Below are 25,429 nucleotides of genomic sequence, written 5' to 3'. Positions count from 1 at the left end.
CAAGGCCGTCTGACCAGGCGCCGCCCTCTGGAATAGATACCTTGCGCCGCCAGACTGTGCCTTCGAGAGCATATAATAAGGACAGCACACCCGACGAGGGAAGATAAGGTTTCTCTTATGCGAATGATTCTCTATCTCGGCAAGGGTGGCGTGGGGAAAACAACGGTGGCCGCTGCTACTGCCGTCCGCTCAGCTCAGCTCGGCAAGCGGACGCTCGTGGTGAGTACCGACCTGGCCCATAGTCTCGCCGATTGCCTGAAGCAGCCTCTGACCTCGGAACCGAGCGAGCTGGCTCCCCTGTTGTGGGCCCAGGAGGTGAATGTGCTCGATGAGATGCGACGCAGTTGGGGGAAACTGCAGAGCACGCTGAGCACTCTCCTGCGCGCTCAGGGCTTGAATAGTATCATGGCCGAAGAACTGGCCCTGATCCCTGGCATGGATGAAATCGTGAGCCTGCTCAATATCTACCGTAATGCCCGCGACGGCGCTTTTGAGGTGGTGGTAATCGATGCTGCCCCCACTGGCGAAACGGTGCGCCTGCTGAGCATGCCCGATACTTTCCAGTGGTATGCCGGGCGTATCGCCGGCCTGCAAAACAGTGCGCTCAATCTGGCACGCCCCTTGATTAAGGCTTTCCTCCCATCAGCAGAGGTATTGGACGCCATCCAGTTGCTCAGCGAGCGCGTCACGGCCCTCCGCACCGTGCTGAGCGACCCCGCCGTTAGCTCCTATCGCCCAGTCGTGAATCCAGAACGCATGGTGATTAAGGAGGCGCTGCGTGCTGAAACCTATCTCGCTCTCTTCGGCTATCCCATCGACGGCGTGGTCTGCAACCGCGTCTTGCCGCCCGGTCCTTACCAGGATCAGTTTATGCAACAGATGTATCAGAGCCAGGAAAAGCTTCGTCGCCATATCCAGCAGACCTTCGCTCCTCTGCCCGTCTGGGAGGCCCCTTACTACGCTCAGGAACCGCTCGGCATCGAGCGTTTGGCCGAGCTGGCTTGCGCCATCTTCGGTGAGCAGGACCCAACCCAGGTCTTCTATCGCGGGCCTGTTCAGGAGGTCATCGAGCAGGATGGCCATTACGTCCTGCGCCTTCCTCTCCCCCATATCGAGTTGGAGAAGGTTCTGATGACGAAAAAAGGAGATGAGATGATCATCGAGATCGGCAATTTTAAGCGCGATATCCCTCTGCCTGCTGTGCTGGCCAGCCAGGAGGCAACGGTGGCGCGCTTCGTCGATAAGGCCCTGGAAATCCATTTTGCGCCGCCCGCCAGCCAGCCGGCGTCGGAGCGCGAGAAATCGGCCTGAGTAGGTCATCGTCTTCGTTTGTTCTCTCGCTCAGGCAAGCCCAGCCTGCCCGCTCGCCCGTTGGCAGCGGGCTCTCTTCCATTCCGACCCATGACCAACCCAACCGTTGCTCATTGAGCGGCAGCTTACTTATTCACTACGTACTACCTGCCAGGCGCTGCTCGTAAACCGGCCAGCTAGCCAGCCAGCAGAGCAGAAAGCGAGGCCAGCAAGCGCCTGGAACGGTTAAAAAAGCAAGGCTTGAAGCAAGGCCACCAGAGAAAGGTGAAAGACAATGCAGGTCTTTGTTGCCGGTGCAACAGGAGTTCTGGGGCGCGCGCTTGTTCCTCGCTTGCTCCAGCAGGGACATACGGTGCGCGCGCTGGTGCGCTCTCCCGAACGGGGACGACTGATCCAAGCCCCCGGAGTCGAGCTAGTCAGTGGCGACCTGCTGACCGAGGCCACCGCGCAACAGCTCCCGGCCCTGGTCCGTGGTTGTCATGCGGTGGTGCATATCGCGACAGCCATCCCGCAAAATCCCACCGAAGCCTCAGCCTGGGAAACTACTACTCGCCTGCGCACCGAGGGCACCCGGCTGTTGCTGGCAGCAGCGCGCGCGGCGGGGGCCCGCTACTATATCCAGCAGAGCATCGCCATCGCCTACCCCGATGGGGGCGAGCGCTGGCTCGATGAGACGACTCCAATTGACCGCTCGCCGCAGCGCGCTACGGTCTGCGGACCGGTGATCGCAATGGAGGAGATGGTCCAGGCCGTCGATCCCACTGAACTGGGATGGTGCATCTTGCGCGGCGGCAGCTTCGTCGGGCGCGGCACAGCCCAGGATACGCTGGTTGCTCGCCTGCGCGAGGGACAGCTTGTGGTGATCTGCGATGGGAGCAACTTTATTTCGCCGATTCATGTGGCCGATATGGCGACGGCTATCATCGCTGCTTTGCAGCCGGCGGCAGTGGGACGCATCTTTAACATCGTCGCAACGCCGGTCCGCTATGGGGAGTACGTGGACCACATCGCCGCCCTGCTGCAGGTGCCTCCTCCCCCACGCGATCTTTCAATGCCCTGCCCTCCTTCGTTCCGCTGCAGCAATGAGGCAGCCCGCAAGGTGCTGGGCTGGCAGCCAGTCCACGATACCTATGAGGATGTGGTCTCTGCTTAAGAGTGAGAGACTCTCGCCAACCCAAGCCCGACCTCCCACTGTGTGAGGCGGGGCCACCTGAGCAGGACAGAGTAGGGTAGGCCAACCGCTACGACCGCCAGGCTTGCTTCACCTGGCATTGGCCTTCTGCGATTCCTGGCGCTGCGCCTCTCCCTCCCTGTCCTGCCCTGGCTCGAGCCCAGGATTTCTTTCCGAACTGGCGAGGCCGCACAAGTCCGGCTAGCCCTCGCCCCTCCCCTCATCTACCCGATTGCGGGCCGCTACTCGCTCCGTTGCGCTTTCTTCCACTTCCGTTCCACGGCCCGTAAGGCTCTCTCCTTCCAGTTGAGCACTTTCCTCCGCAGGGGGAGAGGACACCCCCCCACCGCCAGGATTGGCCACACCGTCGCCAGGACCAGGACCAGGACCGGCAAGGCGCAGGGCGGCCATCGCGGCGGTCTCTGTGGCTCGCGGCACCAGAGCATTGCGCGCTCCATACTTGCGCAGGATGAAGGCCGCTTCGGCCTGACGCTCTAGCGTTCTGACCATGATAATGGTGCGTCCCCGCAAAGCCTCGGTTTCCGCAGAACGCGGCCCCAGCCCCGGCCCCGTTGCAATGACAGAGGGGCCAATGATGGCCCCGAGAAAGCCCCCTCCCAACGCCCCAAGAACAAGACCTTCGAGCAAGGCGATTACCGGCCCCCCACTGATCCGGACACCAGCCAGAGGAAGCACAAAAGATGCTATGAGGCTGAATAGCCCCCCTCCAATGGCCCCTACTATACCCCCAAGTACCGTCAGGTTATATTTGGCCCTCACTCGCTCCAGTAACCGCTCCGCTGGACCGGCTTCCTGCAGCTTGAGTGGCTCACGCGATAGCCTGGTAATCTGATCATCCCGGAAACCAGCTGCTTTCAGCTCGCCGATCGCCTGCTCCACCTGACTCCGCTCTTCGAAAATTCCCACCACGGCAGCAGATCCAATCAGTGCCATCTCTTTTTCTTTCCCTCCAGAAGCATCTTGCAGGCTCACAGCTCTTATATTATGCCCATTCGGCCCCAGGATCAATAGGTACTATTTATGCAACACCTTTAGTAGATAGGCCCACCAGGACCAGAGGCTCAGTTTTATTTTACTCGGCACACAATGCAGACCCCGGCCCGCCACCTCGCAACAGGCCCGGACCGGCTGCAGAATACAAGACCGCCTCGGCCCAGAGGCCCTTGACACTCCTGGGCAGCGACGACTATAGTAGGTGAGCAGCAGTATTCTTAAGAAACAAGCAGTAGCGTCAACGTATGACAACAGGAGCCAGCACCGCACTCAAGCCATATATCGAGCGCGCCCGCAAAGTGCTTCAACACGAACAGCACACCAATCATCAGGACCAGGCCGTCAAACCTGGGGGGCTGGAAGCCTTTGTGAGACGCTGGCTGGACGAGATCGGACCTGTTTGCCATGCGTCAGGACGTGACCTACGCCCTTTCTATCGCCTGGCCTCCTGTTTAGAGGGCTATCGCCAGCAGGACCCGCTGCAGCGGGCAGCCAATTTGCGGGCCGCTCTAGCCCTCCTGAACGAGTTGGAGAGTGAGGATAGCGCCGTTCCTGGCCGCCAACCTTCTTCAGGGCCAAGATCGTCAGCCCCCCCCAACGAGCCACTCGGGCAGTCGCCCCGCTCGGCGCCAACAATAGCCTCTGCCACCCCAGCGCGCTCTAGCAAGCCAGTGGAAGCGGGCCGCGGAGGCCGTGAACACCAGGAGGCTGGGCTGGACCGGATCGCCCTGGATAGCAACAGCTCACCTGGTCACGCGGCCTTGACGCTGCTGACGACCGATGTCTCCGCCATTCATGGCGTAGGCCCAACGGTCGCAACTCGCCTGCACAGTCTGGGTATCCGCACGGTTGGCGACTTGCTCTTCTATTTTCCACGCGAGCACCGCGACTACAGCAAGTTGCTTAGTATCGCCGAGCTGCCTTTTGACGAGCTAGTCACCACCCGCGGACTTATCTGGGAGGTGAAAACGAGCCGCACGGGCAGCGGGCGCACACGTACGGTAGCCACCCTTAGCGACGGCACCGGTCGTCTCAGCGCGGTCTGGTTCAACCAGCCCTATCTGCAAAAGCAGCTGTCCGAGGCGCGGGGCGAGTGGCTGGTCGTCACGGGAGTCAAACAGCGCTTCGGCAATAAGGTCACTTTCACAGTGCGCAGCCATGAGCTGCCCGAGAAAGGCGAGCTGCTCAATACGGGCATCCTTGTCCCCATCTATTCGCTCACCGAGGGTCTGCCAGCTCGCACGATGCGCCGCCTGACGCGCTGGGTCGTCGATCGCTATGCGGCTCTCATCCCCGACCATCTGCCCGCGACGATTCGGCAGGCTGCGGGACTGCTGCCTTTGTCGGAGGCCGTGGCCCAGATGCACTACCCAGCCACTGAGGAGCAGCTTGCCGCTGCTCGACGTCGTCTGGCCTTCGACGAGCTGTTCCTGATCCAGCTCGGCATGCAGGAGCGTCGAACACGCTGGCAGCGTGAACTCCCCAGCGGTCAGGCGTTCCGGGTCGACCTGGCGCGCGTCTTCGCCGAGCCAACAGCAGCCGAGCGCGAAGCGGTCCAGGCCGCCGCTGCCACTCAGGAGCTGAATCTCCAGGCTTCTCAGAATGCCCCATCTCCTCAGCCAGGTTCAACGCTGTGGGCCCCGCTGGCGGATCAGCGTCCTTTCGAGGCTACCCTTCCTTTCCGCTTCACAGCGGCCCAGCGCCGCGTGCTCTGCGAGATCCTGGGCGACCTCAGCCGCAGCCAGCCAATGTGCCGGCTGCTGCAAGGTGACGTCGGCTCGGGCAAAACTGCCGTGGCCGCCGCTGCTCTCTTTGTGGCCGCTCTCAATGGTTACCAAGGCGCGATCATGGCTCCGACCGAGATCCTGGCCGAGCAACACGCACGCAGCATCGGCGCTATGCTCGCTCCCTTCGGCATCCGCACTGTACTGCTCACTGGGGGACTGCGTCCCAGGGAGCGCGCTCTTGGACGCGCGGCCATCGAGAGTGGCGAGGCGGCTGTGGCCATCGGAACCCATGCCTTGATCCAGGAGGATGTGACTTTCCAGCGCCTGGGCCTGGTGATTATCGACGAACAGCATCGCTTTGGCGTGGAACAGCGCGAGGCCCTCCGTCAGAAGGGCTACCATCCCCATATGCTGGTGATGACAGCGACCCCAATTCCGCGCACGCTGGCGCTGACGCTCTACGGAGACCTGGATCTCTCGGTCATCGATCAGCTTCCGCCAGGCCGCCAGAAGGTGATTACCCGCTGGCGCACCGGCGCCCGCCGCGAGGAAGCCTATCGCCTGATCGAGCAACAGCTTGCCGAGGGCCGCCAAGCCTTCATTATTTGCCCATTGGTCGACGAGTCTGAGAGCCTGAGCGCCAGGGCAGTCACTGCCGAATATGAGCGGCTGAGCCGCGAGGTATTTCCTCATCGTCGGCTGGGCCTGCTGCACGGCGGGATGAAGCCCGCGGAGAAGGACGCCGTCATGCGCCGCTTCCGCGATCACGAGCTGGATATCCTGGTGGCGACCTCGGTGGTGGAGGTGGGCATCGATGTGCCGAATGCTACTGTCATGGTGATCGAAGACGCCGATCGCTTCGGTCTCTCGCAGCTCCACCAGTTCCGTGGCCGCGTCGGACGCGGCGCTCATCAGTCCTATTGTTATGTGTTGAGCGCCGATGCAAGCCTACAGGCCCGTGAGCGCCTGGCAATCTTCCAGGAGACCGACGACGGCTTTAAGTTGGCCGAGCACGATTTGCGTCTGCGCGGTCCAGGCGATTTCATTGGCGTGCGTCAGAGCGGGATGCCCGAGCTACGGATCGCCGATTTCAACGACACGCGCTTGATCGAGGAGACACGCACTCTGGCTGCGCGCCTATGGGCAAGTGATCCTTATCTGCGACGCCCCGAACACGCGCCGCTACGGGAACACCTGAGCCGCTTCTGGCAAGCCTTCATCCCACACTAGTGCCCACACACAGCTTCCCTCGCCGGGAGAGGCCAGGCCGGCTGCCACGTCCTGCACCTTCTCAACGGGAGCTGGTCCGCCCGGGCGGGCCGGCTTGCTCTTGCCGTTCCGGTAAATGCTATGATTCTAGTTGTGGCGAGGAGCAGGCCGCCATCGATCCCTCCTCATCGGAATCGGAAGCAGCGACCTGGCTGCTCCTGCCACACAGTGAGAGTGCCCTCCCAGGCTTCCAGGGGTCCACTGGCTGGCTAGATGGATGGAGGGATGGATGAGAGCACGCTCGTCCGCCCAGGTGAAAAGGGAGGTCACCTCTGCTACTTTCGCCGTTTGCAGGAGAATTGCATGGCTATTAAGATCGCTTCCTTCGTTCTGCGCATTGCCGGACTGCTAGCCCTGATCCTTGGGGTGCTCTTTTGGACAGGCAACGCCGCCCAGCTGGTTCCAGTCCATATGCTGCTCGGCTTTATCGTGGTGCTCGCGCTGTGGGTGGTCGGCATCGGGCAAGCCCTGGTGCGCGGGGGGAGTCCGGTGATCGCAGTGCTGGCTGTCATTGTCGGCCTTCTCTTGCCGATCATTGGGCTGATGCAGAATTCCTGGCTGCTGAACTCTTCGCACTGGATTATCCAGGTCGTGCACCTGCTGGTCGCCCTGCTGGCCATCGGCATTGGTGAGATGGGCGCCGCACGCTATCGTCGAGCCAGCGCGGGTGTCGCGGCCAGCTAGTATCTGGTCGCCTCTACCCTGACCTGAAGAGGCCGAGAAACAGGAGCGGGCGTCTTCAGCACCCCTTTGACGAGCGCGAGGCCGATACGCCTTGCTCCTGTTCGGCAGGGCAGTAAGTTGTCGGGCCCTGGCCCTACTGGCTGAGCTGAGGACGGGCCGGGCCCCCCTGGATGCGGATTGTTTCGGGCAGGTGCCAGACAGGTGGGATCAGTCCAGATTCACGGGCAGGACTATGACGAAGACTGTGCCCTCGCCAGGGGCAGGCTCGCACCAGATGCGCCCGCCGTGCCGCTCCACAATATCTTTACAGATGGCCAGGCCCAAGCCCCAGCCATCTTTGGGCGAGGCCTGAGCCTCGGGCGTCCGATAAAAAGCCTGAAAGATCTGCTCCCGCTGGTCCTCAGGGATGCCTCGACCATGATCACGTACGCGGATCTCTACCTGACCATCCAGGCAGGCCAGGCCGACTTCGACAGGCGTATGCTCGGGCGAGTATTTGATGGCATTGCTGAGGAGATTGGTCAATACCTGATGGAGGCGGTCGGAGTCAGCCTTGATTGTGAGGCTCTCCACAGGGGTGGAGAGGGTAATCGTGCGACCTGAGACGAGCTGTTGATCTTCAACGGCCTCGCGGCAGATCTCTACCAGGTCACAGGCACGAGGCCGCAGCTTGAGCTTGCCGGCCTGAATGCTGCTCAGCGCCAGCATGTCATCGATGAGCGCGCTGAGCCGATAGGTCTGCTCGTCGATCTTCTGCAAGGCCAGGCGCACATTCTCCAGTTCGGGTGGTAGATCAGCCACACGTGTGAGACGCCGCAGGGCGATCTGAGCCTGACCACGAATGGTGGTGATGGGGGTCTTCAGCTCATGTGAGGCCACCGAGATAAAGTGGTCCTTGAGCATATCTACACGCTTCAATTCTTCGTTGAGCTGCTCCAGATCCTGGGCCCGGGCCTGGGCCTCCAGCTCAGCCAGCAAGGCGCGGCGCCGCGCCGACTCACGCTGGCCGGCGATAATGGCGATGCCCACCTCGATCAGAAAGAAAGGCATGATCTCGGCGAGCTTGTCGATGTTGTCCGCAGCCCACTGGACACGCGGCAACACCATAAAGGCCCCTTGTGGGGGAACATAAATATAGATGAGCGCCAGGGTGCAGAGCAGTGCAGCGCACAGGGCCGGCCCAACTCCCCATAGCAAGGCGACAAGCAGTACCGGCAAAACCAGCGGCAGGTCCGGCACATAGATATGCAGGGCAAAGAAATGCTCTAGATAGACGATCCCCAGCCCACAGGCCACGATCGGAATACACAGTAGATACCCAATCGGAGCGCGCCGCCACCAGGGCACCCGCGCGGCGTAGAGCTTGCGCACTTCCGCGCTCTGGCGAAGACGCATGAGAATCAGTGGCCTGCGACCTTCCTTGACACGTGTGGCTTGCATGACCGTTGGTCTCTCCTGCCCAGGTTCAGTGTCATTCATTGTGCAGTATAGCATTCTCTCACAGCCTGAGCAAAGCAGAGACGCTCGCCTCCTCAGAGAGCAATCGAGAAGGCGAGCGCCTGATCCTTCCGTCCGTTCGTCCGCCCTACAAGCCTGCCTGGGGGCCGTCCATCAGGCCCTCTCACGCACTCCTATCGCTTTCAGGCGACTCCTGCTTCCCTTTGAAGCGCTCCTGATGCTCTTTGTAAAGAGCCTCAACAAGATCGTGAAAGGCCCGCACTAGCAAGTGATTGCGCACGCTATAGTAGACCTCGTTACCACTGCGCCGCGAGCCGAGCAGTCCCGTACGCGCTAGCTGACGGAGATGGCCAGAGACGGTGGCATGGGCTAACCCCAGCGCCCGCGCGATCTCCCCCGAACGCATCTCCACCGGCCTCTCATGCTCAACAGCGGGCGCGGCCAGCAAGGCCAGGATCTGCCGACGACTGGGGTCACACATCGTGCCGAGAAAGTGATCAATGAAGGCTTCGACGTCTTCAGGTAGTTCCTCCAAAGGTTCGTCAGACGACGGCCCCTCGGCTTTACGAGCACACATCTATACACCTCTACTTCAGATGAGATATGATCAGAATCGAGTGTTGATCTGGAATACAGGTGAGGGAGTGCAGGTCACCTCTTCTATTACACGAGGAACCTCCCACAGAAAGAGACGAGGTGCTCTATGAGCGCAACGCAAGCGCTGGCACGCTTCTGCGCCTCCCTGGAAGGAACGGCCCTGCCCGAGCGAGTGCGCGCCAGAGTTCGCGATCTCTTGCTCGACCATCTGGCTGTCGCACTAGGCGGCGCACGGCTCCCATCCACTGAGGCAGCCTATCAACTGCTGGTGACGATGGGAGTCGTGCAGGCCTCGCGGGCCGGCCTATCGCCTGACAGACCTGGGGCCACCCTGCTAGGACGTGGTGAGCGCGCCGAAGCTGCCTGGGCCGCCCTGGTCAACGGTGTGGCCGCCCACGGCCTGGAGATGGACGACGTCGAGAACCGCTCGTCGCTGCATCCGGGTGTGGCGATCTTTCCCGCGGCACTGGCCCTGGCCGAACAGCTGGCCGCCCCTATCAACGATGTCTACGCCGCCGTCGTGGCCGGCTATGAGATCACGCTGCGCCTCGGCGCCGCCCTCAATCCCGCCTCAGCCTACTCCCGCGGCTTCCATCCAACCGCTCTCTGCGGCACCTTCGGCGCCGCCGCCGCCAGCGCCCGCTTGCTGGGTCTCTCAGCAGAACAGATAGCGCAAGCCCTGGGCATTGCCGGCAGCATGGCCGCTGGCTCGTTAGCCTACCTCGATGACGGGGCCTGGACCAAACGCCTGCACCCCGGCTGGAGCGCCCACGCCGGCATCACCGCTGCGCGCCTGGCCGCCGCTGGTTTTCGTGGGCCGCAGGAGATTTTCAGTGGACGCTATGGCTTCCTGCATGCCTACTCTGACGCCGGCTTGCCAGAGGAGCTGCGGCCACCCGCCAGCGCAGAGGACTTCGCTATTCTGCGCGTCTCGCTCAAGCCTTACGCCTGCTGTCGCTATATGCATGGCCCCATCGATTGTCTGCTGGCCATTCGCCGCCAACACGCTCCTGACCCGCATCATATCCGCTGCGTACGCTGCGGCGTGCTGAGCGCCGGGCGTGGCCTGATCGCCGATCCCATCGAGGCCAAGCGGCGGCCAGGCAACGTTGTCGACGCCCAGTTCAGCATGCCCTTCGGGGCCGCCGTAGCCCTGATCACGGGCCAGGCCGGCCTGAGCGTCTTCAGCGAAACCTGGCTGCAGCGCCCTGAGATCCGCGACCTGATGCAGCGTGTCGATTGCGAGAGCGATCCCGCACTGGACCGCTACTACCCTGCTGAGTGGCGCGCCACGGCCAGCGTGGAGATGGACGATGGCCAGGTTTTCCGCGCCAGCGTACGCTATCCGCTCGGCGATCCCGAAAACCCCTTGAGCGAGGAACAACTGGCCGACCGCTTCCATGAGCTGGCCGCCGCCGCCATTGAGGAGCCAGACAGGCGCGAGTCTCTCATCAGCCACATTCGCCAACTCGATCGGCTAGCACACTTTTCATGGTCCAACCTGCTTTAGCATCCTGTCAGAGCACAGAGAGGGAGGCACGGCAGTGACCTTAGAGCGCACTGTCTGGCTGCAGGAACGGCGACGCCTGACCGCCGAGCGCTACGATCAACTGGCGCCCGATTATGATCGCGATTGGGGCACCCTCGACGAGACACACACTACAATGCTGCTCCCGCTGCTGGCACGACTCCCCCAGGGGAGCTTTTCTTGCTGCAACGCCCCCCAAACGACCGGCCAACGGCTCAGGCACAAGCATAAAAAGACGTCCATCGATCCCAGTGAGGGGATCGATGGACGTCTTGAATAGCGCTGCCTGGCTTTTCTCAGGCAGCGGGCTCAGACTCAGGAACCGCTGCCTCGGCCACCACGCGGCCATCGCGCAGCACCAGGCGCACCGTCTGGCCCGCAGCGATCTCACCGTTCAACAGGGCATCGGCCAGCGTATCATCGATGTGCGTCTGAATAGCGCGGCGCAGAGGACGCGCACCGTACTCCTCGTCGTAGCCTTCGCGCAGCAAGAACTCGCGCACCTCATCGCTGATCACCAGCTCGATCTTCTGCTCGCGCAGGCGCTCTCGCACCTGATCCAGCATCAGATCGACGATGCGATACAGCTCGTCCTTGCCCAGCGAATGGAAGACAACGATCTGGTCAATACGGTTGAGGAACTCGGGCCGGAACATCTGCTTCAGGCCCTCAAGAGCCTTCTCGCGCATTGCCTCGTACTGCTCCGCGCGCTCACCGCTGCCAGTGATCGGCATGAAGCCGATGCGAGCCGCCTTCCTCAGCTCATTGGTACCAGCGTTGCTGGTCATGATCAGCACCGTATTCTTGAAGTCCACGGTGCGCCCCTGACCATCGGTCAGGCGACCATCGTCCAGGATCTGCAGCAAGGCATTGAAGACCTCGGGATGGGCCTTCTCCACCTCGTCCAGCAGGATCACGCTGTAGGGGCGACGCCGCACCTGCTCGGTCAACTGGCCGCCTTCCTCATAGCCCACATAGCCAGGCGGGCTACCGAAGAGGCGCGAGACCGTATGCGGCTCCATGTACTCCGACATGTCGAGGCGGATCATATTCTCCTCGCCACCGAACAGCTCACGCGCCAGAGCACGGGCCAGCTCGGTCTTACCAACGCCCGTCGGGCCAAGGAAGAGGAAGGAACCAATTGGTCTCTTCGGATCTTTCAATCCGGCCCGTGAGCGACGGATGGCCCGAGCCACCGCGCTGATGGCCTCGTCCTGGCCAATGACGTGTCTGCGCAGGCGCTCCTCCAGATCGCGCAGATTCTGGCGCTCGCTCTCCATCATCTGCGTCACCGGTACACCCGTCCAGTTCTCGACCACCTGAGCGATAAGCTCCGGAGTCACGATCAGCTGGAACGAGGCATCCGCCTCGGAACGAGCCTTCTCCAGCTTCTGCAGCGTCAGTAGCTCCTGCTGGCGCAAGAGGGCTGCGCGCTCATAGTCCTCGGCGTTAGCCGCCGCCTCCTTCTTGGCCTGGATATCGGCCAACTGCTGCTCCAGCTCCGTAATCATCGCCGGGCTGACGATGCCCTTCTCCAGGGCCTCCAGACGCAGGGCCGAAGCAGCTTCATCCATGACGTCGATGGCCTTATCGGGCAGGAAGCGATCGTTGATATAGCGATCGGAGAGCTTGACCGCCGTCTCGATTGACTCATCCGGGATAGTCACGCCATGATGAGCCTCATAGTTGGGCCGCACGGCGCGCAGCATGGCGATGGCCTCCTCAACCGACGGCTCATCGACCATGATCGGCTGGAAGCGGCGCTCCAGAGCCGCATCCTTCTCAATATATTTGCGATATTCATCAAGTGTCGTCGCACCGATACAGCGGATCTCACCGCGCGCCAGCGCCGGCTTCAGCATATCCGAGGCACCGACCGCGCCCTCCGCCGCACCCGCTCCGACAACGGTATGTAGCTCATCGATGAAGAGGATCACATCCGGCGCCTGCCGCAGCTCATCAAGGATCGCCTTCATGCGCTGCTCAAACTGCCCGCGGAACATCGCCCCGGCGATCATGCCGCCGATGTTGAGCGCCACAATACGCTTGTTGCGCAACGGGGCAGGAACGTTACCCGCATGGATGCGCCGCGCCAGATCCTCGACAATCGCCGTTTTCCCCACGCCTGGCTCGCCAATCAGCACCGGGTTATTCTTCTGCCGGCGACCCAGGACGGTGATCAAACGGCGCAGCTCGCGCTCACGTCCAACCGCCGGATCAAGCTTCCCCTGTGCCGCCTCCGCCGTAATGTCCCGACCGTACTGGTCCAGCGTCGGCGTCTTGCTGTTGCCGTTCGCCTGACGCTCGGCGGTCCTGGTCCCGCGCCCGTTGGCCGCCTCATGGCCGTTGAAGAAGCCAAAGGCCGCCGCGGGGAAACCCTGCCCGAAGAAGTTCCCCGCCTGGTTCATCGATGAGCGCATCAACTCATCGACACACTGCTGGCAGAGATAATGCCGCTCATGGCGCCCTTCCACGAGCAGATCGACGGAGATGCTGGCATTGTTTTTATGACATCGCTCACACTTCATTCCAGGCTCCTCACTCAACCGGGGGAGCGGCAGCTCCGACTTCCGGCGCCCCGCTCTCTCTCCTCCCCGGGAATTTTAGCAATCTACGCGGGTGATTGCCAGCATTATAGCACAGATTTTTCACTGCTGTCTAGCACTCGCTAATCTTGACTGCTAACTACCCAGAATAACACCGGGCCTCCCCCTTTTATTCCCAACCCCCTCCCCTCCCTGGGCCTCTCCATGAGCGGAGCGAGACTAGACGAGCTGGCAATCTTCTCGCCTCGTCCTCGTCACCATCTGGAACAGAGGTTTCAGGCTCAATTATTCCCACTCCTGCCTGATCCTCTCGGAATCAAGTCCGCCTGGCCAAAGCGCGAGCGTGCGCGCTATCATATATAGCGATGTTCCTGTATGCAGCTCCCTCCAGGGAATCCCAGGCTCGTAGATAAAGGAGGAAGTATGACCACACTCCCCCCTCTCATAGACGAGGAGAAACTCCGCCGTTACCTGGCCGAGCAGCTGCCGGGCGAGGACCTGCCCTTGCAGATCGAGCGTATCCGTGGGGGACACTCGAACGAGACCTTCTATATCACCCGTGGGAACCAGCAATGGGTACTGCGCCGGCCACCACGCGGTCCCTTGCTGCCAACCGCCCATGATGTGTTGCGCGAATACCGCGTGCTGAAGGCGCTCAACACTAGCCCGGTGCCAACACCGCGCGTGCTTCTGGCGTGCGAGGATACGAGCGTGATCGGGGCCCCTTTTTATCTCATGGAGCGGGTCCACGGCTATATCATCCGCGACACGCTCCCGCCCTACGCCTCCGATGAGGCGGGTCGTCACGCTATTAGCCGGGCGTTGATCGACGCGCTGGTCGAGCTGCACTCGGTCGACTGGCAGGCTGTGGGTCTCGGGGACTTTGGCAGACCGAGCGGCTATCTGGAGCGCCAGCTGCGCCGCTGGATCGGTCAGCTAGAGCGCTCGCGCCAGCGCCCTCTGCCCGAGCTGGACATGGTGACGGAGTGGCTCAAGGCCCATCTGCCCGTCTCTGGACCATCGACCATTGTCCACGGCGACTATCGCCTCGATAACGTGATGTACGCCGAGCGCGAGCCGCGGGTGGTGGCAATCTTCGATTGGGAGATGGCGACGATCGGCGATCCGCTGGCCGATCTCGGTTACTTGCTCTCTTTCTGGCGCGAGCCTGGCGACCCACCGCCGGCCCTCGATACCGAGACCTGGCGCGTCATGGAGCAACCAGGTTTCATGACGCGCGCCGAGCTGAAGGAGTACTATGCTGAACGCAGCGGGCGCTCTGTGCGTGAGATGGACTTCTATGAAGCGCTGGCGATCTGGAAGCTAGCCATCCTGCTGGAGGGCAGCTACGCCCGCTATCGGGCCGGCACTACTGATGATCCTTTCTTTGAACAGTTGGAGGCCGGTATTCCAGCCCTGGCCCGACGAGCGCTGGAGGTCTGCCACCGTAGCAGCAGCGGAGGACGCTGACAGTGAATGCTGGCGAGGAGATGGCTTTGTTGCAGGATGATCCTTTTCTCTTGCGGCGCTCTCACGCCGCGGAGCTGTTCCTGGTTCGACATGGGGATGCGCTCCCCCCAGCCGATGAGCTGATCCCGGGCGGAATGTACGATGATCTGCCGCTCTCGCGCAAAGGTCAGGAGCAGGCCCTGGCCCTGGCCGAGCGCCTGGCCAGCCTGGAGTTCGCCGCGATCTATAGTAGCCCTCTGCGCCGCTGCCGGGAGACTGCCGCTCCTCTGGCCGAGCGCCTGGGCTTAACGCCCATTGTGGTCCCCGACTTGCAAGAGATCCGGCTCGGTACGGTCCGTCCACTACCCGCTGAGCACGATAATCTAGAGCTGCTGGCTCGCACGTTGCAAGAGCGCCAGATGGATATTATCCGCCTGGCCGGGGCCGCCGGCAGCTGGGATGCCATCGAGGGCAGCGAGCCGTCCAAGGTCTTCCGGGCCCGTGTGGTCACGGCGCTCGATGCCATCGCTCATGCCCACCTCGGGAGACGAGTGATCGCCTTTGTACACGGCGGCGTAATCAATGCCTACGTGGCCGAGGTCTTGGGTTTGGAGCGGGATTTCTTTTTCCCGGCGGCCAATACTTCAATTACGGTGGTGCGTGTGGCCGGCTCTCAGCGCGTGCTCTTCGCTCTAAACGATATCTGCCACCTGCAGAGGCGCTGAGCGGCGGCTCTCTCTCTGGCGCTGCCGATACGCCTCAGACAGGCAAAGTGGACAGAGGGCGCTCACACCTTCTGTCCACTCTATTCATTCTATTATGATCTTATTCAGCCCGATCCTTAACGAACGTTGAGCGGCACGTGCTCGGCGGTCTCCGACTCGGAGCGCACAAATGGTCGCGACTGGAAAAAGGCAATTACGTTGCGGAGATAGCCACCCAGGCGACGCCGTGTCTCCTGACCTGGCCGTGGGGCAAAGAGGAGGGCTAGAACGATACCAACCAGCAGGCCGAAGCGGAAGAGCATGCGCGCTCGCTGCCGCCTCCGTGCCCGTCGTTCTCGCTCTTGCTGCCAGGCGACGCGCGCCTCTGCCAGGTTGCCTCGGGCGCGCTCCAGCCTGCCACGCGCATCGCGCATGCTGCGCTCGACGGCTACCTGGAGAAGACCCAGCCCCGCCGCTAAGGCTCCCAGCAGGAGGCTAAACTGCTCACTCAGCACGTTCTTGAGATGACTGCCTTCCCGCCGAGCTTCCTCCAGGGAGCGCTCAACTGGTTTGCGGCTGTCGCGCCAGGCACGCTGCAGAGCCTGACGCTTTTGCTGAAGCTGGTCCTCGGCACGCTCTGAGGTGCTGCGCAGCCCCCGGCGCAGGCGCTTCAGGAGCAGACGCCGACGGCGCGGCTCCAGCACGGTCTGCACATTATCCTGGACAGTTGAGAGGCCGGTGCGCGCCACTTCTGCGGTACGCGCACGGACTTCTTTGAGCGTTTCTGTTACCGGCGCAAAGCCATTACCTTTCGCCATCGCTATTCATCACATCCTTTCGCTGTGGACAGGCTCTTCTGTTCTGTCTTTCTTCACGTTGCGTATGCCTACTCTGTCATCGGCAGGAAGCAAGTGGTTCCTCACCGGACGCCGCGCTGCCTGCATCGCAAATGAGCTGGCAGGACCAACCACGCTGCCCACTTTCCCGCCCGGCGCCCTCACAGGCACAAATAGAGAACCTGCTCCTGGCACGATCCGATAGGACGGCAAGTTTCATCCCCTTCGGGCAAAAGATGCCTCTCTCTGGGGTGAGCCGTCTCGCCAGCGTTTCAGCCTCTCTCCTTCCTTAGCTCGGGGGCCATCACGCCGTTGGCTGTCAGGCTGCTCTCAACCGAGAGCCACGGGCCGCTCTCCCCTCTCCTGGCTCGCGCTGGGCCTGACCTGGTCCAACCAGGAACCCGGTTCCCCATTGCCTGGCCCTGGCCCGCTCCAGGCTCTACACTTTTGAGTATAGAGATGCTTGCCAAGAACAGCAACCACCCTGATGCTGTGTCAGCAAGATCGGCGCCGCTGTGTTATAATACAATGGAAAGGGTTTGTTCCTGTTTGTCATCATGCGCGATCTTCCGCGTCTATCATCCGTTGCCCATCGCGCCAGTCCTGCTGGCGCTGAGAGCTACCTGCTCGCTGCCGGGTAGCTACTTCCTTCTCTGCTCAGAACAGAACAGGGCCATGCCTGCTCTGCATGTGTCAGCGTGATAAGCTGCTTGAACTGCTCTCCTGCCGAGATCCTCTGCACAGCATACCGGGTCGGTCCTCGCAACGCGACACCGGGTGCGCGCGCACTGCGGCACGATAGCACGCACAGCTACTACCTGCCAGGCACACAACCACCGGTCAGGTCAGGCCGGTCACTCTGCAGCGGCAAGAGGCCCAGAGACGCGGAGCGGCAGAGCTGCCAGCATCTGCCCCGCCAGAGAGGGCAGCCCTGCTGCGAGATTAGTACCAGCCAGTCAGCGAGGGATCATCTATGGATTTAATGCAGAAGCTTGAAAGTCTGGCCAATCGCTACGAGGAACTGAATACGCTCATGGCCCAGCCCGAGGTTCTGAGCAATATCCCTCTGCTCCAACGCTACGGGCGTGAGCAGGCCGAGTTAGAAGAAGTCGTTCAGAAATATTATCAGCTGCGCACAACGCTCAAAGAACTGGAGGAGGCCGAGGAGCTGGAGCGCGAAAGCGACGACCCCGCCCTGCGCGAGCTGGCGCGCGAGGAGATCACGCGCCTGAAAGAGCGCCGCGAGCTGCTGACCGAGGAGGTCAAGCTGGCCTTGCTGCCTAAAGATGCGATGGATGAGAAGAATGCCATCGTGACGATCCAGGGCGGCGCCGGCGGTGAGGAGGCCGCCCTTTTCGCTGCCGATCTCTTCCGCATGTATAGCCGCTACGCTGAGCAGCGCCGCTGGAAGATCGAGATTCTCGATCTGAACGAGACCGATCAGGGCGGGATCAAAGATATCACGTTTCTGGTGCGCGGCAAGGGGGCCTATCGCCGCTTGAAATACGAGGGCGGCACCCATCGCGTCCAGCGCGTTCCCGTGACAGAGGCCAATGGACGCATCCATACCTCTACAGCGAAGGTAATCGTGCTGCCCGAGGCCGATGAGGAGATTAACATCGAGATCAAGGAGAGCGATATCCGTATCGACGTCTTCCGCTCGACAGGCCACGGCGGCCAGAGCGTGAATACAACCGATTCGGCGGTGCGCATTACCCACCTGCCCACCGGCCTGGTGGTCACCTGCCAGGACGAGAAGTCGCAGCTGAAGAATAAGGAGCGAGCACTCTCAGTCTTGAAAGCTCGCCTCTGGGACCTGGAGGAGGCCCGCCGCCAGGAAGAGCTGGGGAAAGCGCGTCGCTCACAGGTGCAGATGGGCGACCGCAGCGAGAAGATCCGGACCTATAATTTCCCCCAGGACCGCGTGACCGACCACCGCATCGGTCTGACTCGCTATAATTTGCAAGGCGTGCTCGACGGCGAGCTGGACGAGTTTATCGATAATTTGATCGCCGCCGACCAGGCCGATCGCTTGCAGCGCCTCTTTGCTGAAGAGCCTGCCGCCGTCCAGTAAACTACGGAAGCAGGGGGCTGATTGTCTCAGGCACACATATCCGCACCTCTCCCCAGCCGCTCCACCGGCTCTGGCGCCTCCTTCAGCCCTCTCTCCCAGCCTGAGCACCATGACGGCCCTCTGATACCGGCAAAGATGGCTGCGATGTGCTATCCTACTTCCGTGAGGAGAGAAGGGCCACAACGATGGAGAGGGTATGTTTGCACTATTTCTCTGAGCGAAAGGTAGGCTTTTTCTTCGATGACTCCACTACTGCCGGGTCAGACGTCTCTCATCCAGAGCACTTTCTCGGAACTTCATCCCCCCTATCGACTGTTGCTCGGGCCAGGACCCTGTAACGTTGATCCGCGCGTCCTGCTCGCAGCCTCCGCTCCGCAGCTGGGGCATCTCGATCCTTTTCTGCTTGACACACTCGGCGCCATCGCCAACCAGCTGCGCCAGGTTTTTCAGACACAGAATGAGCTGACGCTCTGTGTCTCTGGCTCAGGCTTTGCAGGCGCAGAGGCTGTGCTCTGCAATCTGCTAGAGGAGGGTGATACGCTCATCGCTGGAAGCCTGGGCTTCTTCAGTGGAAAGATTGCAGAAATCGCCCAGCGGATCGGGGCCCGGGTGATTCTGCTGGAGAGCGAGCCGGGGCAGCCGCTCGATCCGCAGCAAGTGGCCGCAGCGTTTGCCAGGCATCCCGAGGCGAAGCTGTTCGCCACGGCCATTGCGGAGACCTCCACGGGCCTGCTCCAGCCTTTGGAAGAGCTGGAGCGCATCACACATGCCCACGAGGCGCTCTTCGTCGTCGACGCGGTCTCGGGTCTGGGGGGCATCCCCATCAATGTCGAGCAGATGAAGATCGACGCTTGCTACGCGGGCAGCCAGAAATGCCTCGGCGCCCTCCCTGGCCTGGCCCCGCTGACCCTGAACGCGCGCGCTGTTGAGGCAATCAAGCGGCGCCGCAAACCGGTACAGAGCTATTATCTTGATCTGCTGGCTCTCCAGCGCTATTGGAACGGCGATCATGCCTATCATCACACGGCCTGCAGCAATCTACTCTTCACTATGCATGAGGCTTTACGTATTGTGCTTGAAGAGGGGCTTGAGGCCCGCTGGCAGCGTCACCGCCTTCATGGGGAGGCGCTACGCGCTGGTTTACAGGCCCTGGGCCTTACCCTGCTACCCCGCCCCGGCTACGAGCTCCCCGTGCTGACCGCCGTTCGCCTCCCTTCCTCGGTCTCCGAGAGCCTGCTGCGCCAGCAACTGCTGACCGGGTACAGTATCGAGGTCGGCGGCGGCCTCGGCTCCCTGAAAGGGCAGCTGCTCCGTATCGGATTGATGGGCTACAACGCCTGCCGTAAGAATGTTGAGACGGTACTGGCGGCCCTTGAGCAACTCTTGCCCTCATACGATTGGCCGGTCCAGGCCGGGGCAGCTCTGACCGCCGCCGCCGCGGTCTACAGCAAAGAAGAACGACCATCCGGGGACGCCTGAGAGCGGGAAAATAGATCAGGCAGGCCCACTGGCCGCCGCTCTACCAGTGGGCCTGCCTGAGGAGAGAGAGCCTGCTGCTCCAGGCCACAGCGCTGGAGGCAGAAAAACATGAGGCCAAGCCACTCGCGGAACGTTCACAATGACGGCGTCGCCTCAGCCTCCGCTGTCTCGTCCAGCCCCTTCCCTACGCGGCACTCCCTGCAAACCAGGGAACCGGGAGCATCATAGGAGCCGATCCAGCAGCTAAGGCGATCAATCCCTCGGTCATGATGAGGAGGAAGTGACAGGCTCTCGTCTGTTCAGGCTGGCGGCTGAAAGCCGGCAGAATGGCGCAACTCGCTTGCTCGCTCTCGAACGAACGAGCAGACTGGAAAAGAGGTGACTATGCGTCTTGAGCAACCCCAGGCAATCCGCACGATTTTCTTTGATGCTGGTCAGACGCTCCTGCAACCCTACCCTTCTGTTGTCGAAATCTGCCAGCAGGTCTGCCAGCGGGCTGGCCTGGACGTTGATCTGCCACGCCTCAAGCAGGGCCTGATCGAGGCGGAAGACTTCTTCTACCGCCAGGTCCGCCTGGATCGCCATACCTGGGCCAGCGAGCAGGCCATCAATGAGCTGTGGCTGGGTTACTACGTCAGTATGCTTCGCCAGGCCGTCGATGAGCGCAGAGAGCAGCGCCTCTACGAGCTGGCACGAGCCATCACGGAGGAGTTTGCGGCACATACGAGCTGGGAAGTCTTTCCCGACGTCGTGCCCACGCTGGAGGTACTGCAACACCATCACTATACGCTTGGCGTGATCTCAGACTGGGGCATCAGCCTCGGCTCCATCCTGCATCGTCACCGCCTGACGCGCTTCTTCGACTGCGTGATCATCTCAGCTGTTGCCCGCTACGCCAAGCCATCGACATTGCTCTATGAAACGGCGCTAAAGCGGGCCAATGCTATTGCTGATTACACGTTGCACATCGGCGACTCCTACATCCATGATGTGCTCGGCGCTCGCTCTGCGGGCATTACACCTGTGCTGCTCGATCGCTCCCATCGCCTGCGCAGCAGTGATGTCGACTGCCTTCTCATACACTCGCTGACAGACCTGCTGACGCTGCTCGAGCTGCCAGGCGCTCGCCAAGGAAGGCCCAGCGCCGAAGAGGCTACGCCTGCCCTGCAGTCCACGAGGAGTGACCAGAATGGAGCCCAGCAGCCGCCTGACAAATCGTCTCGACAGAGATAGATCTCGCCTTTTCTCTAGCGGGGAGGAAGAAAGCGCTATAGCAACCAGGCAAGACGCGAGCGGCGCCCTCGCCTCCCCAGCTCCCGCCGCCCCGCCCTACTGGCGCGCGACTGCCGCCGGATTGAAACGATAGAGGCGGGCGGGTCGGTGGGTTCCTTCCATTTTCTTGGCCCCCGTATCCTCCAGAATACCGGTGGAGAGAATCTTCTTGCGGAAATTACGCTTGTCCAACTTGCGGTGAAGAATGATTTCGTAAACGCGCTGCAGCTCGCGCAGCGTGAACTGCTCCGGTAGCAAGTTAAAGGCGATGGTCGTATACTCCAGCTTGCCCCGAATCCGCTGGAGCGTGTAGGCCAGAATCTTGGCGTGATCAAAAGCCAGCTCCGGCAGATTGTACATGGAAAACCAGCCGACATCACTGGCATCATCCGCTGCGCGTACCTGCAAGCGCTCCGAATCGAGAAGTGCGTAGTAAACGACCGTGATCACCCGCATGCGCGGATCGCGTCCAGGATCGCCAAAGGTATAGAGCTGCTCCAGATAGACGTCCTGGACGCCTGTCTCCTCATGCAGCTCACGCTTGGCTGCATCCTCCAGCGACTCATCAATATGTACAAAGCCACCCGGAATAGCCCACATCCCCTCATACGGCCAGGAGCGCCGCTTGACCAGCAGCACTTGCAGATCGGATTGGCGAATGCTCATCATCACCACGTCAACGGTCACCGATGGCCGCTCATACTTCGAGGGATCATAATGATGGGCCTGGGCCTCTGCACTCGGTGTCTGGCTCTGCCCACTGCTCATCTGCTCGTTCTGCTCACCCATAGTTGTTGTTTGGAATAAAGTAAGAAAGCCAGGAGACAGCTCAGCGGTGAAAAGAGGCCACACTCAGGATGAGCGTCGCGAGAGCAAGCTGCGTCGGTCTTCAGGTCAGGTGGCTCACTGCGAGAAGCGTGCACCTTTCCCCGGCCTGGCGCCCGCTCGCTCATCCATTGCGTGTTGTGCCACGCTCCTCACAATGCGTGTCTCGTTGACGCTAAAATAGCTGACTCTGGCACTTCTGTCAAGTGGCGTGCTGGGAGGGAAAGCAGCAGGCCCCCACCTACCGCCAGGTCTCGCCATCGCCCCGCCCGCCCAGTCTGACATTGTCCCCCAACGACAGCTGTGATATACTGGCACAAGCAGCACAAACATCTGTTCAGTTGTGGGGGAGAGCCATTGATGGCAGGTCTAGACTTGCACCAGATTGATTCCTACACCATCGCCGAGAAAATCAAGGAGAATGCCGGTGGCACCCTTTACCGCTGTCAGCCAGCGAAACGCGCTCGCGCCGAGATCTTTCTCAAGGTCAGTGCTCTCCCCTTGCTTACCGAGGCCGACCAGCAGCTTTTTCAGGAACGAGCACGCCACCTGAAAAGACTTGCCGGCAACCGCGCTATTGCTTCGGTGAGAGACTACGGCTTCTTCAACCAGCCCGGCAGCGATCGGTGCTACGGTTATCTCGTGTTGCACGATCTTCCCAGCGAGGACATTGCACACTATTTTCAGGGACAGGACTGCCTATCCCCCGAGCAGATTCTGCCGGTGTTGCTCTCCATTGGCGATGCCTTGCATATGGCACATCAGCGCAAGGTGGTGCATGGCAATCTCCACCCGGGCTGCATTCTTGGCGAGCCTATCCATGCAGTGCTGACCGACTTTGCTCTGGCTTGCCGCGACGGGTACCTGACTTACGACGACGAGCCTGCAGCTTTGCCCTATAAAGCCCCGGAGCATCTGCGCGGCTCTCCTCTGCCGGCCAGCGATCAGTATGCTCTGGCGGCCCTGGTCTATCACTGGCTCTGCGGGCGCCCTCCCTATGAGGGACGGACAGCCGCAGAACTGCTCGCTCAGCAGGAACGCCAGCAGCTGATCAGGCCGCGCAACCTGAACCCGACGCTTTCACCAGAGCTGGAAGCAGTGCTACTGCAGGCCCTGGCCTCTGATCCTGGGGAGCGCTTTCCCCACGTGCGCGCTTTTACCGACGCCTGTCTGGCCGCCATCAAGGGTCTGCCCCATCGCTACCAGGCTCAAGAGCGCGAGCGTGGAATGGTACCGCCAATCATCCAACCTCCACCGCCAGTACGGACGACCTCGCCCAGCGAGAACAGCCCCGCTGCCTCGCACCATGTGGCTTCAACCATCCCGGCCACCGCTATTCCTGCTCGCCCAGCTCCCGCAGCTCCTTCCCAGGAGCCTGGATCTGATAGTCCAGTCCCATCGACACATGAGAAGCCTGCAGAGGTAGAAGAAGAGGAAGGTCTGCTGACCATCGTACGCGCTGACCTGCGCCAGGGCGGTATCCTCTCGCGCCGTTTGCCAGGCTACGAAGAGCGGCCCGCCCAAATCGCTATGGCCGAGCTTGTGGCCCGCGCGCTGGAGCAAAGGCACCACGCCATCCTCGAAGCGGCCACCGGCACCGGCAAATCGCTGGCCTACCTTGTTCCCATCGTTCGCTCGGGCCGCGTAGCCATTATCAGCACTGCCAACAAAGCACTTCAAGAGCAGCTCTTTTACAAAGATATTCCTTTCGTCCAGCAGCACATCAAGCCTTTTGAGGCGGCCCTGGTCAAAGGTATGGGCAACTATCTTTGTCTGGATCGCCTCGAAAGCGAGCGCCTCGGCATGCAGCTCTACGCCAAAAATCGCGAGTTTCGCCGGCTCTACGAGCTGACCCAGGACCCCGGCGCCGATTTCAACGGCGATATTGAGAGCCTCGATTTCCCTCTCTCCGCCGACCTGCGTAGCCGGGTTGTGGCCGAGCGCGACCAGTGCGCCTGGAGCAAATGCCCTTTCTTCTTCGACTGCTACGTCCGGCAGATGCGCCTGCGCGCCGAGCAGGCGCAGATCATCGTGGTGAATCACACGCTGCTGCTGCTCGATGCAGCCCTGGAGGGCCACCTGCTCCCCGAGCGCGATATCATCGTGCTGGACGAAGCTCACCATCTTGAAGAGGAGGCAACCCGGGCCTTCACTATCACCATCAGCCCCAACCAGATCCGCACCCTGCTCGCCCAGCGCATGCTGAAGGAGCATAGCCGCTTGAGCCTCCAGGACGAGGCCGAGCGCGCCTGGCTCACAACCTGGCGCCGCCTGGAGCAGTTGGCTCGTTCCTACGGACCTGGTGCCCGCTTGAACCTCCAAGAACCACTGGAGGAAGGATTGCAGCTAGCGACAGTCATCGCCCAGCTCGCCGATTCTCTACGCCAGGAGCGCCCCCGCGACCTGCCCGAAAAGGAGAGCACCCTCTACGATCGACTGCTCAAGCGCACGCAGAATCTGGCTGAGCACATTCGCACCGTGTTCGCCGTCAATCATCCCGAGCGCTATGTCTATTACCTAGAGCGCGTGATGCAACCAGGGCAACGCGGCAGCCATATCGAGGTCTCAGCGGCTCCGCTCGATGTGACCTCCTGGCTGCGCGAGAAACTGTTGAAAACCCCAGTCCTCATCTTCACCTCGGCCACCCTGGCCACCACGGGACCCCATCCGCTGCGGCCAGAGGAGAAAGGTCCCCACTTCGCTTACTTTCGACAGCGCATCGGCCTCAGCTATGAGGAGATGCCAGAGGTAGAAGAACAGATTCTTCCTCCGACCTTTGACTACGAGCAGAACGCCCTGCTTTACCTGCCGCGCCATCTGCCCGAACCAGCCTACGGCGGGGGCGAGGCCGTGCGACGCTATATCGAGGCCATCGCCGCGGAAATGCTGCACCTGGTCAATGCTTCCCAAGGCCGCGCCTTCTTGCTCTTCTCCAGCCAGCGTATGCTGGATGCAGTCTACGAGCTGCTGCAGGGAAGCGCCCTGCCTTTCCGCTTGCTACGCCAGGGCGATTGGCCGCGCAGTGAGCTGCTGCGCCAGTTCAGAGCGGAGCCCGCGCTCCTCTTCGGCCTCAAAAGCTTCTGGGAAGGGGTCGATATCCCCGGGGAAGCCCTCTCGCTGGTGGTCATCGACAAGCTGCCGTTCGACCCGCCCGACGACCCGGTCCACGCCGCCCGCATCGCGCTTATGAAAGCGGCTGGCGAGAATTGGTTTGGTTCCTACGTTCTCCCCCAGGCCGTGCTGCGCCTCAAGCAGGGCTTGGGCCGTTTGCTGCGCACGCGCGAGGATCGCGGCGTCATGGCCATTCTCGATAGCCGCATCTATACGAAGAGCTATGGCCGGCTGATTTTGCAGGCCCTCCCCCCCGCGCGTCGCACTGATCGGCTGGAAGAGGTTTACCGCTTTTTCCAGAACGGGCGTCAGCCTTCCCCGGGAGCGGACAATTGACAGATGTTCCGGTACTAAGCATTATTGCGCACTCGGCA

The 25,429-nt window shown here is 61.6% G+C and carries 18 protein-coding genes; 12 read left to right on the top strand and 6 right to left on the bottom strand.

The window, feature by feature from the left end; all coding sequences use genetic code 11:
* The first annotated feature begins 117 nt into the window (after positions 1-117).
* Both BGC09_RS12400 and BGC09_RS12395 read left to right on the top strand, forming a co-directional pair.
* Positions 118-1,311: an ArsA family ATPase gene (locus BGC09_RS12400; RefSeq protein WP_069804308.1), complete on the top strand. Its 1,194-nt coding sequence runs from the start codon at positions 118-120 to the stop codon at positions 1,309-1,311.
* A 274-nt stretch (positions 1,312-1,585) separates the two neighbouring features.
* Positions 1,586-2,464 (top strand): NAD-dependent epimerase/dehydratase family protein, encoded by an 879-nt coding sequence (locus BGC09_RS12395; protein ID WP_069804307.1) that lies wholly within the window; start codon positions 1,586-1,588, stop codon positions 2,462-2,464.
* A 219-nt stretch (positions 2,465-2,683) separates the two neighbouring features.
* On the opposite strand, the gene BGC09_RS12390 is transcribed toward BGC09_RS12395, so the two are convergent.
* On the bottom strand, positions 2,684-3,436 hold the full coding sequence (locus BGC09_RS12390; RefSeq protein WP_069804306.1) for a hypothetical protein: 753 nt from the start codon (positions 3,434-3,436) through the stop codon (positions 2,684-2,686).
* A gap of 305 nt (positions 3,437-3,741) precedes the next feature.
* Between BGC09_RS12390 and recG the strand changes: the two genes are divergently transcribed.
* Together recG and BGC09_RS12380 are read left to right on the top strand one after the other, a co-directional pair.
* Entirely contained in the window at positions 3,742-6,453 is a 2,712-nt protein-coding gene (recG, locus tag BGC09_RS12385) for an ATP-dependent DNA helicase RecG (protein ID WP_069804305.1), read from the top strand.
* Positions 6,454-6,795: 342 nt separating this feature from the next.
* Positions 6,796-7,176 carry a hypothetical protein gene (locus BGC09_RS12380; protein ID WP_069804324.1) on the top strand — a complete coding sequence of 127 codons (381 nt, stop codon included), beginning with the start codon at positions 6,796-6,798 and terminating at the stop codon, positions 7,174-7,176.
* Between the two features lie 207 nt (positions 7,177-7,383).
* Here the strand turns inward: BGC09_RS12380 and BGC09_RS12375 are convergent, their stop codons facing one another.
* Together BGC09_RS12375 and BGC09_RS12370 are read right to left on the bottom strand one after the other, a co-directional pair.
* Positions 7,384-8,616 carry a sensor histidine kinase gene (locus BGC09_RS12375; protein ID WP_069804304.1) on the bottom strand — a complete coding sequence of 411 codons (1,233 nt, stop codon included), beginning with the start codon at positions 8,614-8,616 and terminating at the stop codon, positions 7,384-7,386.
* Positions 8,617-8,797: 181 nt separating this feature from the next.
* Positions 8,798-9,211, bottom strand: coding sequence for an ArsR/SmtB family transcription factor (locus BGC09_RS12370; RefSeq protein ID WP_069804303.1), 414 nt, complete (start codon positions 9,209-9,211; stop codon positions 8,798-8,800).
* Positions 9,212-9,337: 126 nt separating this feature from the next.
* Here BGC09_RS12370 and BGC09_RS12365 point away from each other — a divergent pair, with 126 nt between their 5' ends.
* Together BGC09_RS12365 and BGC09_RS12360 are read left to right on the top strand one after the other, a co-directional pair.
* Positions 9,338-10,741: an MmgE/PrpD family protein gene (locus BGC09_RS12365; protein WP_069804302.1), complete on the top strand. Its 1,404-nt coding sequence runs from the start codon at positions 9,338-9,340 to the stop codon at positions 10,739-10,741.
* A gap of 34 nt (positions 10,742-10,775) precedes the next feature.
* On the top strand, positions 10,776-11,039 hold the full coding sequence (locus tag BGC09_RS12360) for a hypothetical protein (RefSeq protein WP_069804301.1): 264 nt from the start codon (positions 10,776-10,778) through the stop codon (positions 11,037-11,039).
* 16 nt (positions 11,040-11,055) lie between these two features.
* On the opposite strand, the gene BGC09_RS12355 is transcribed toward BGC09_RS12360, so the two are convergent.
* The gene (locus BGC09_RS12355) at positions 11,056-13,287 is read right to left on the bottom strand and encodes an ATP-dependent Clp protease ATP-binding subunit (protein ID WP_069804300.1); all 2,232 of its coding nucleotides are present in this window, start codon (positions 13,285-13,287) and stop codon (positions 11,056-11,058) included.
* Between the two features lie 441 nt (positions 13,288-13,728).
* On the opposite strand from BGC09_RS12355, the gene BGC09_RS12350 reads away from it, so the two are divergent.
* Both BGC09_RS12350 and BGC09_RS12345 read left to right on the top strand, forming a co-directional pair.
* Positions 13,729-14,775 (top strand): phosphotransferase family protein, encoded by a 1,047-nt coding sequence (locus BGC09_RS12350; RefSeq protein WP_069804299.1) that lies wholly within the window; start codon positions 13,729-13,731, stop codon positions 14,773-14,775.
* A gap of 20 nt (positions 14,776-14,795) precedes the next feature.
* Positions 14,796-15,479 (top strand): histidine phosphatase family protein, encoded by a 684-nt coding sequence (locus tag BGC09_RS12345; RefSeq protein ID WP_069804323.1) that lies wholly within the window; start codon positions 14,796-14,798, stop codon positions 15,477-15,479.
* A gap of 116 nt (positions 15,480-15,595) precedes the next feature.
* On the opposite strand, the gene BGC09_RS12340 is transcribed toward BGC09_RS12345, so the two are convergent.
* Entirely contained in the window at positions 15,596-16,276 is a 681-nt protein-coding gene (locus BGC09_RS12340; RefSeq protein ID WP_069804298.1) for a YtxH domain-containing protein, read from the bottom strand.
* A gap of 991 nt (positions 16,277-17,267) precedes the next feature.
* On the opposite strand from BGC09_RS12340, the gene prfA reads away from it, so the two are divergent.
* The 3 genes from prfA to BGC09_RS12325 all read left to right on the top strand — a co-directional run bounded on the left by prfA (position 17,268) and on the right by BGC09_RS12325 (position 21,080).
* On the top strand, positions 17,268-18,368 hold the full coding sequence (gene prfA, locus BGC09_RS12335) for a peptide chain release factor 1 (RefSeq protein WP_069804297.1): 1,101 nt from the start codon (positions 17,268-17,270) through the stop codon (positions 18,366-18,368).
* A 240-nt stretch (positions 18,369-18,608) separates the two neighbouring features.
* Positions 18,609-19,847 carry a pyridoxal-phosphate-dependent aminotransferase family protein gene (locus BGC09_RS12330; RefSeq protein WP_069804296.1) on the top strand — a complete coding sequence of 413 codons (1,239 nt, stop codon included), beginning with the start codon at positions 18,609-18,611 and terminating at the stop codon, positions 19,845-19,847.
* Between the two features lie 384 nt (positions 19,848-20,231).
* The gene (locus tag BGC09_RS12325) at positions 20,232-21,080 is read left to right on the top strand and encodes an HAD family hydrolase (RefSeq protein ID WP_069804295.1); all 849 of its coding nucleotides are present in this window, start codon (positions 20,232-20,234) and stop codon (positions 21,078-21,080) included.
* Positions 21,081-21,176: 96 nt separating this feature from the next.
* Here BGC09_RS12325 and BGC09_RS12320 read toward each other — a convergent pair whose 3' ends face one another.
* Positions 21,177-21,908 (bottom strand): NUDIX hydrolase, encoded by a 732-nt coding sequence (locus BGC09_RS12320; RefSeq protein ID WP_141727767.1) that lies wholly within the window; start codon positions 21,906-21,908, stop codon positions 21,177-21,179.
* Between the two features lie 396 nt (positions 21,909-22,304).
* Here BGC09_RS12320 and BGC09_RS12315 point away from each other — a divergent pair, with 396 nt between their 5' ends.
* Positions 22,305-25,391, top strand: a complete 3,087-nt coding sequence (locus BGC09_RS12315) for a helicase C-terminal domain-containing protein (RefSeq protein WP_069804294.1) — start codon at positions 22,305-22,307, stop codon at positions 25,389-25,391.
* Positions 25,392-25,429 lie beyond the last annotated feature (38 nt).

The sequence above is a fragment of the Thermogemmatispora onikobensis genome (genome assembly GCF_001748285.1).
Lineage (GTDB): Bacteria > Chloroflexota > Ktedonobacteria > Ktedonobacterales > Ktedonobacteraceae > Thermogemmatispora > Thermogemmatispora onikobensis.
This window is presented reverse-complemented; position numbering and strand designations above follow the sequence as displayed.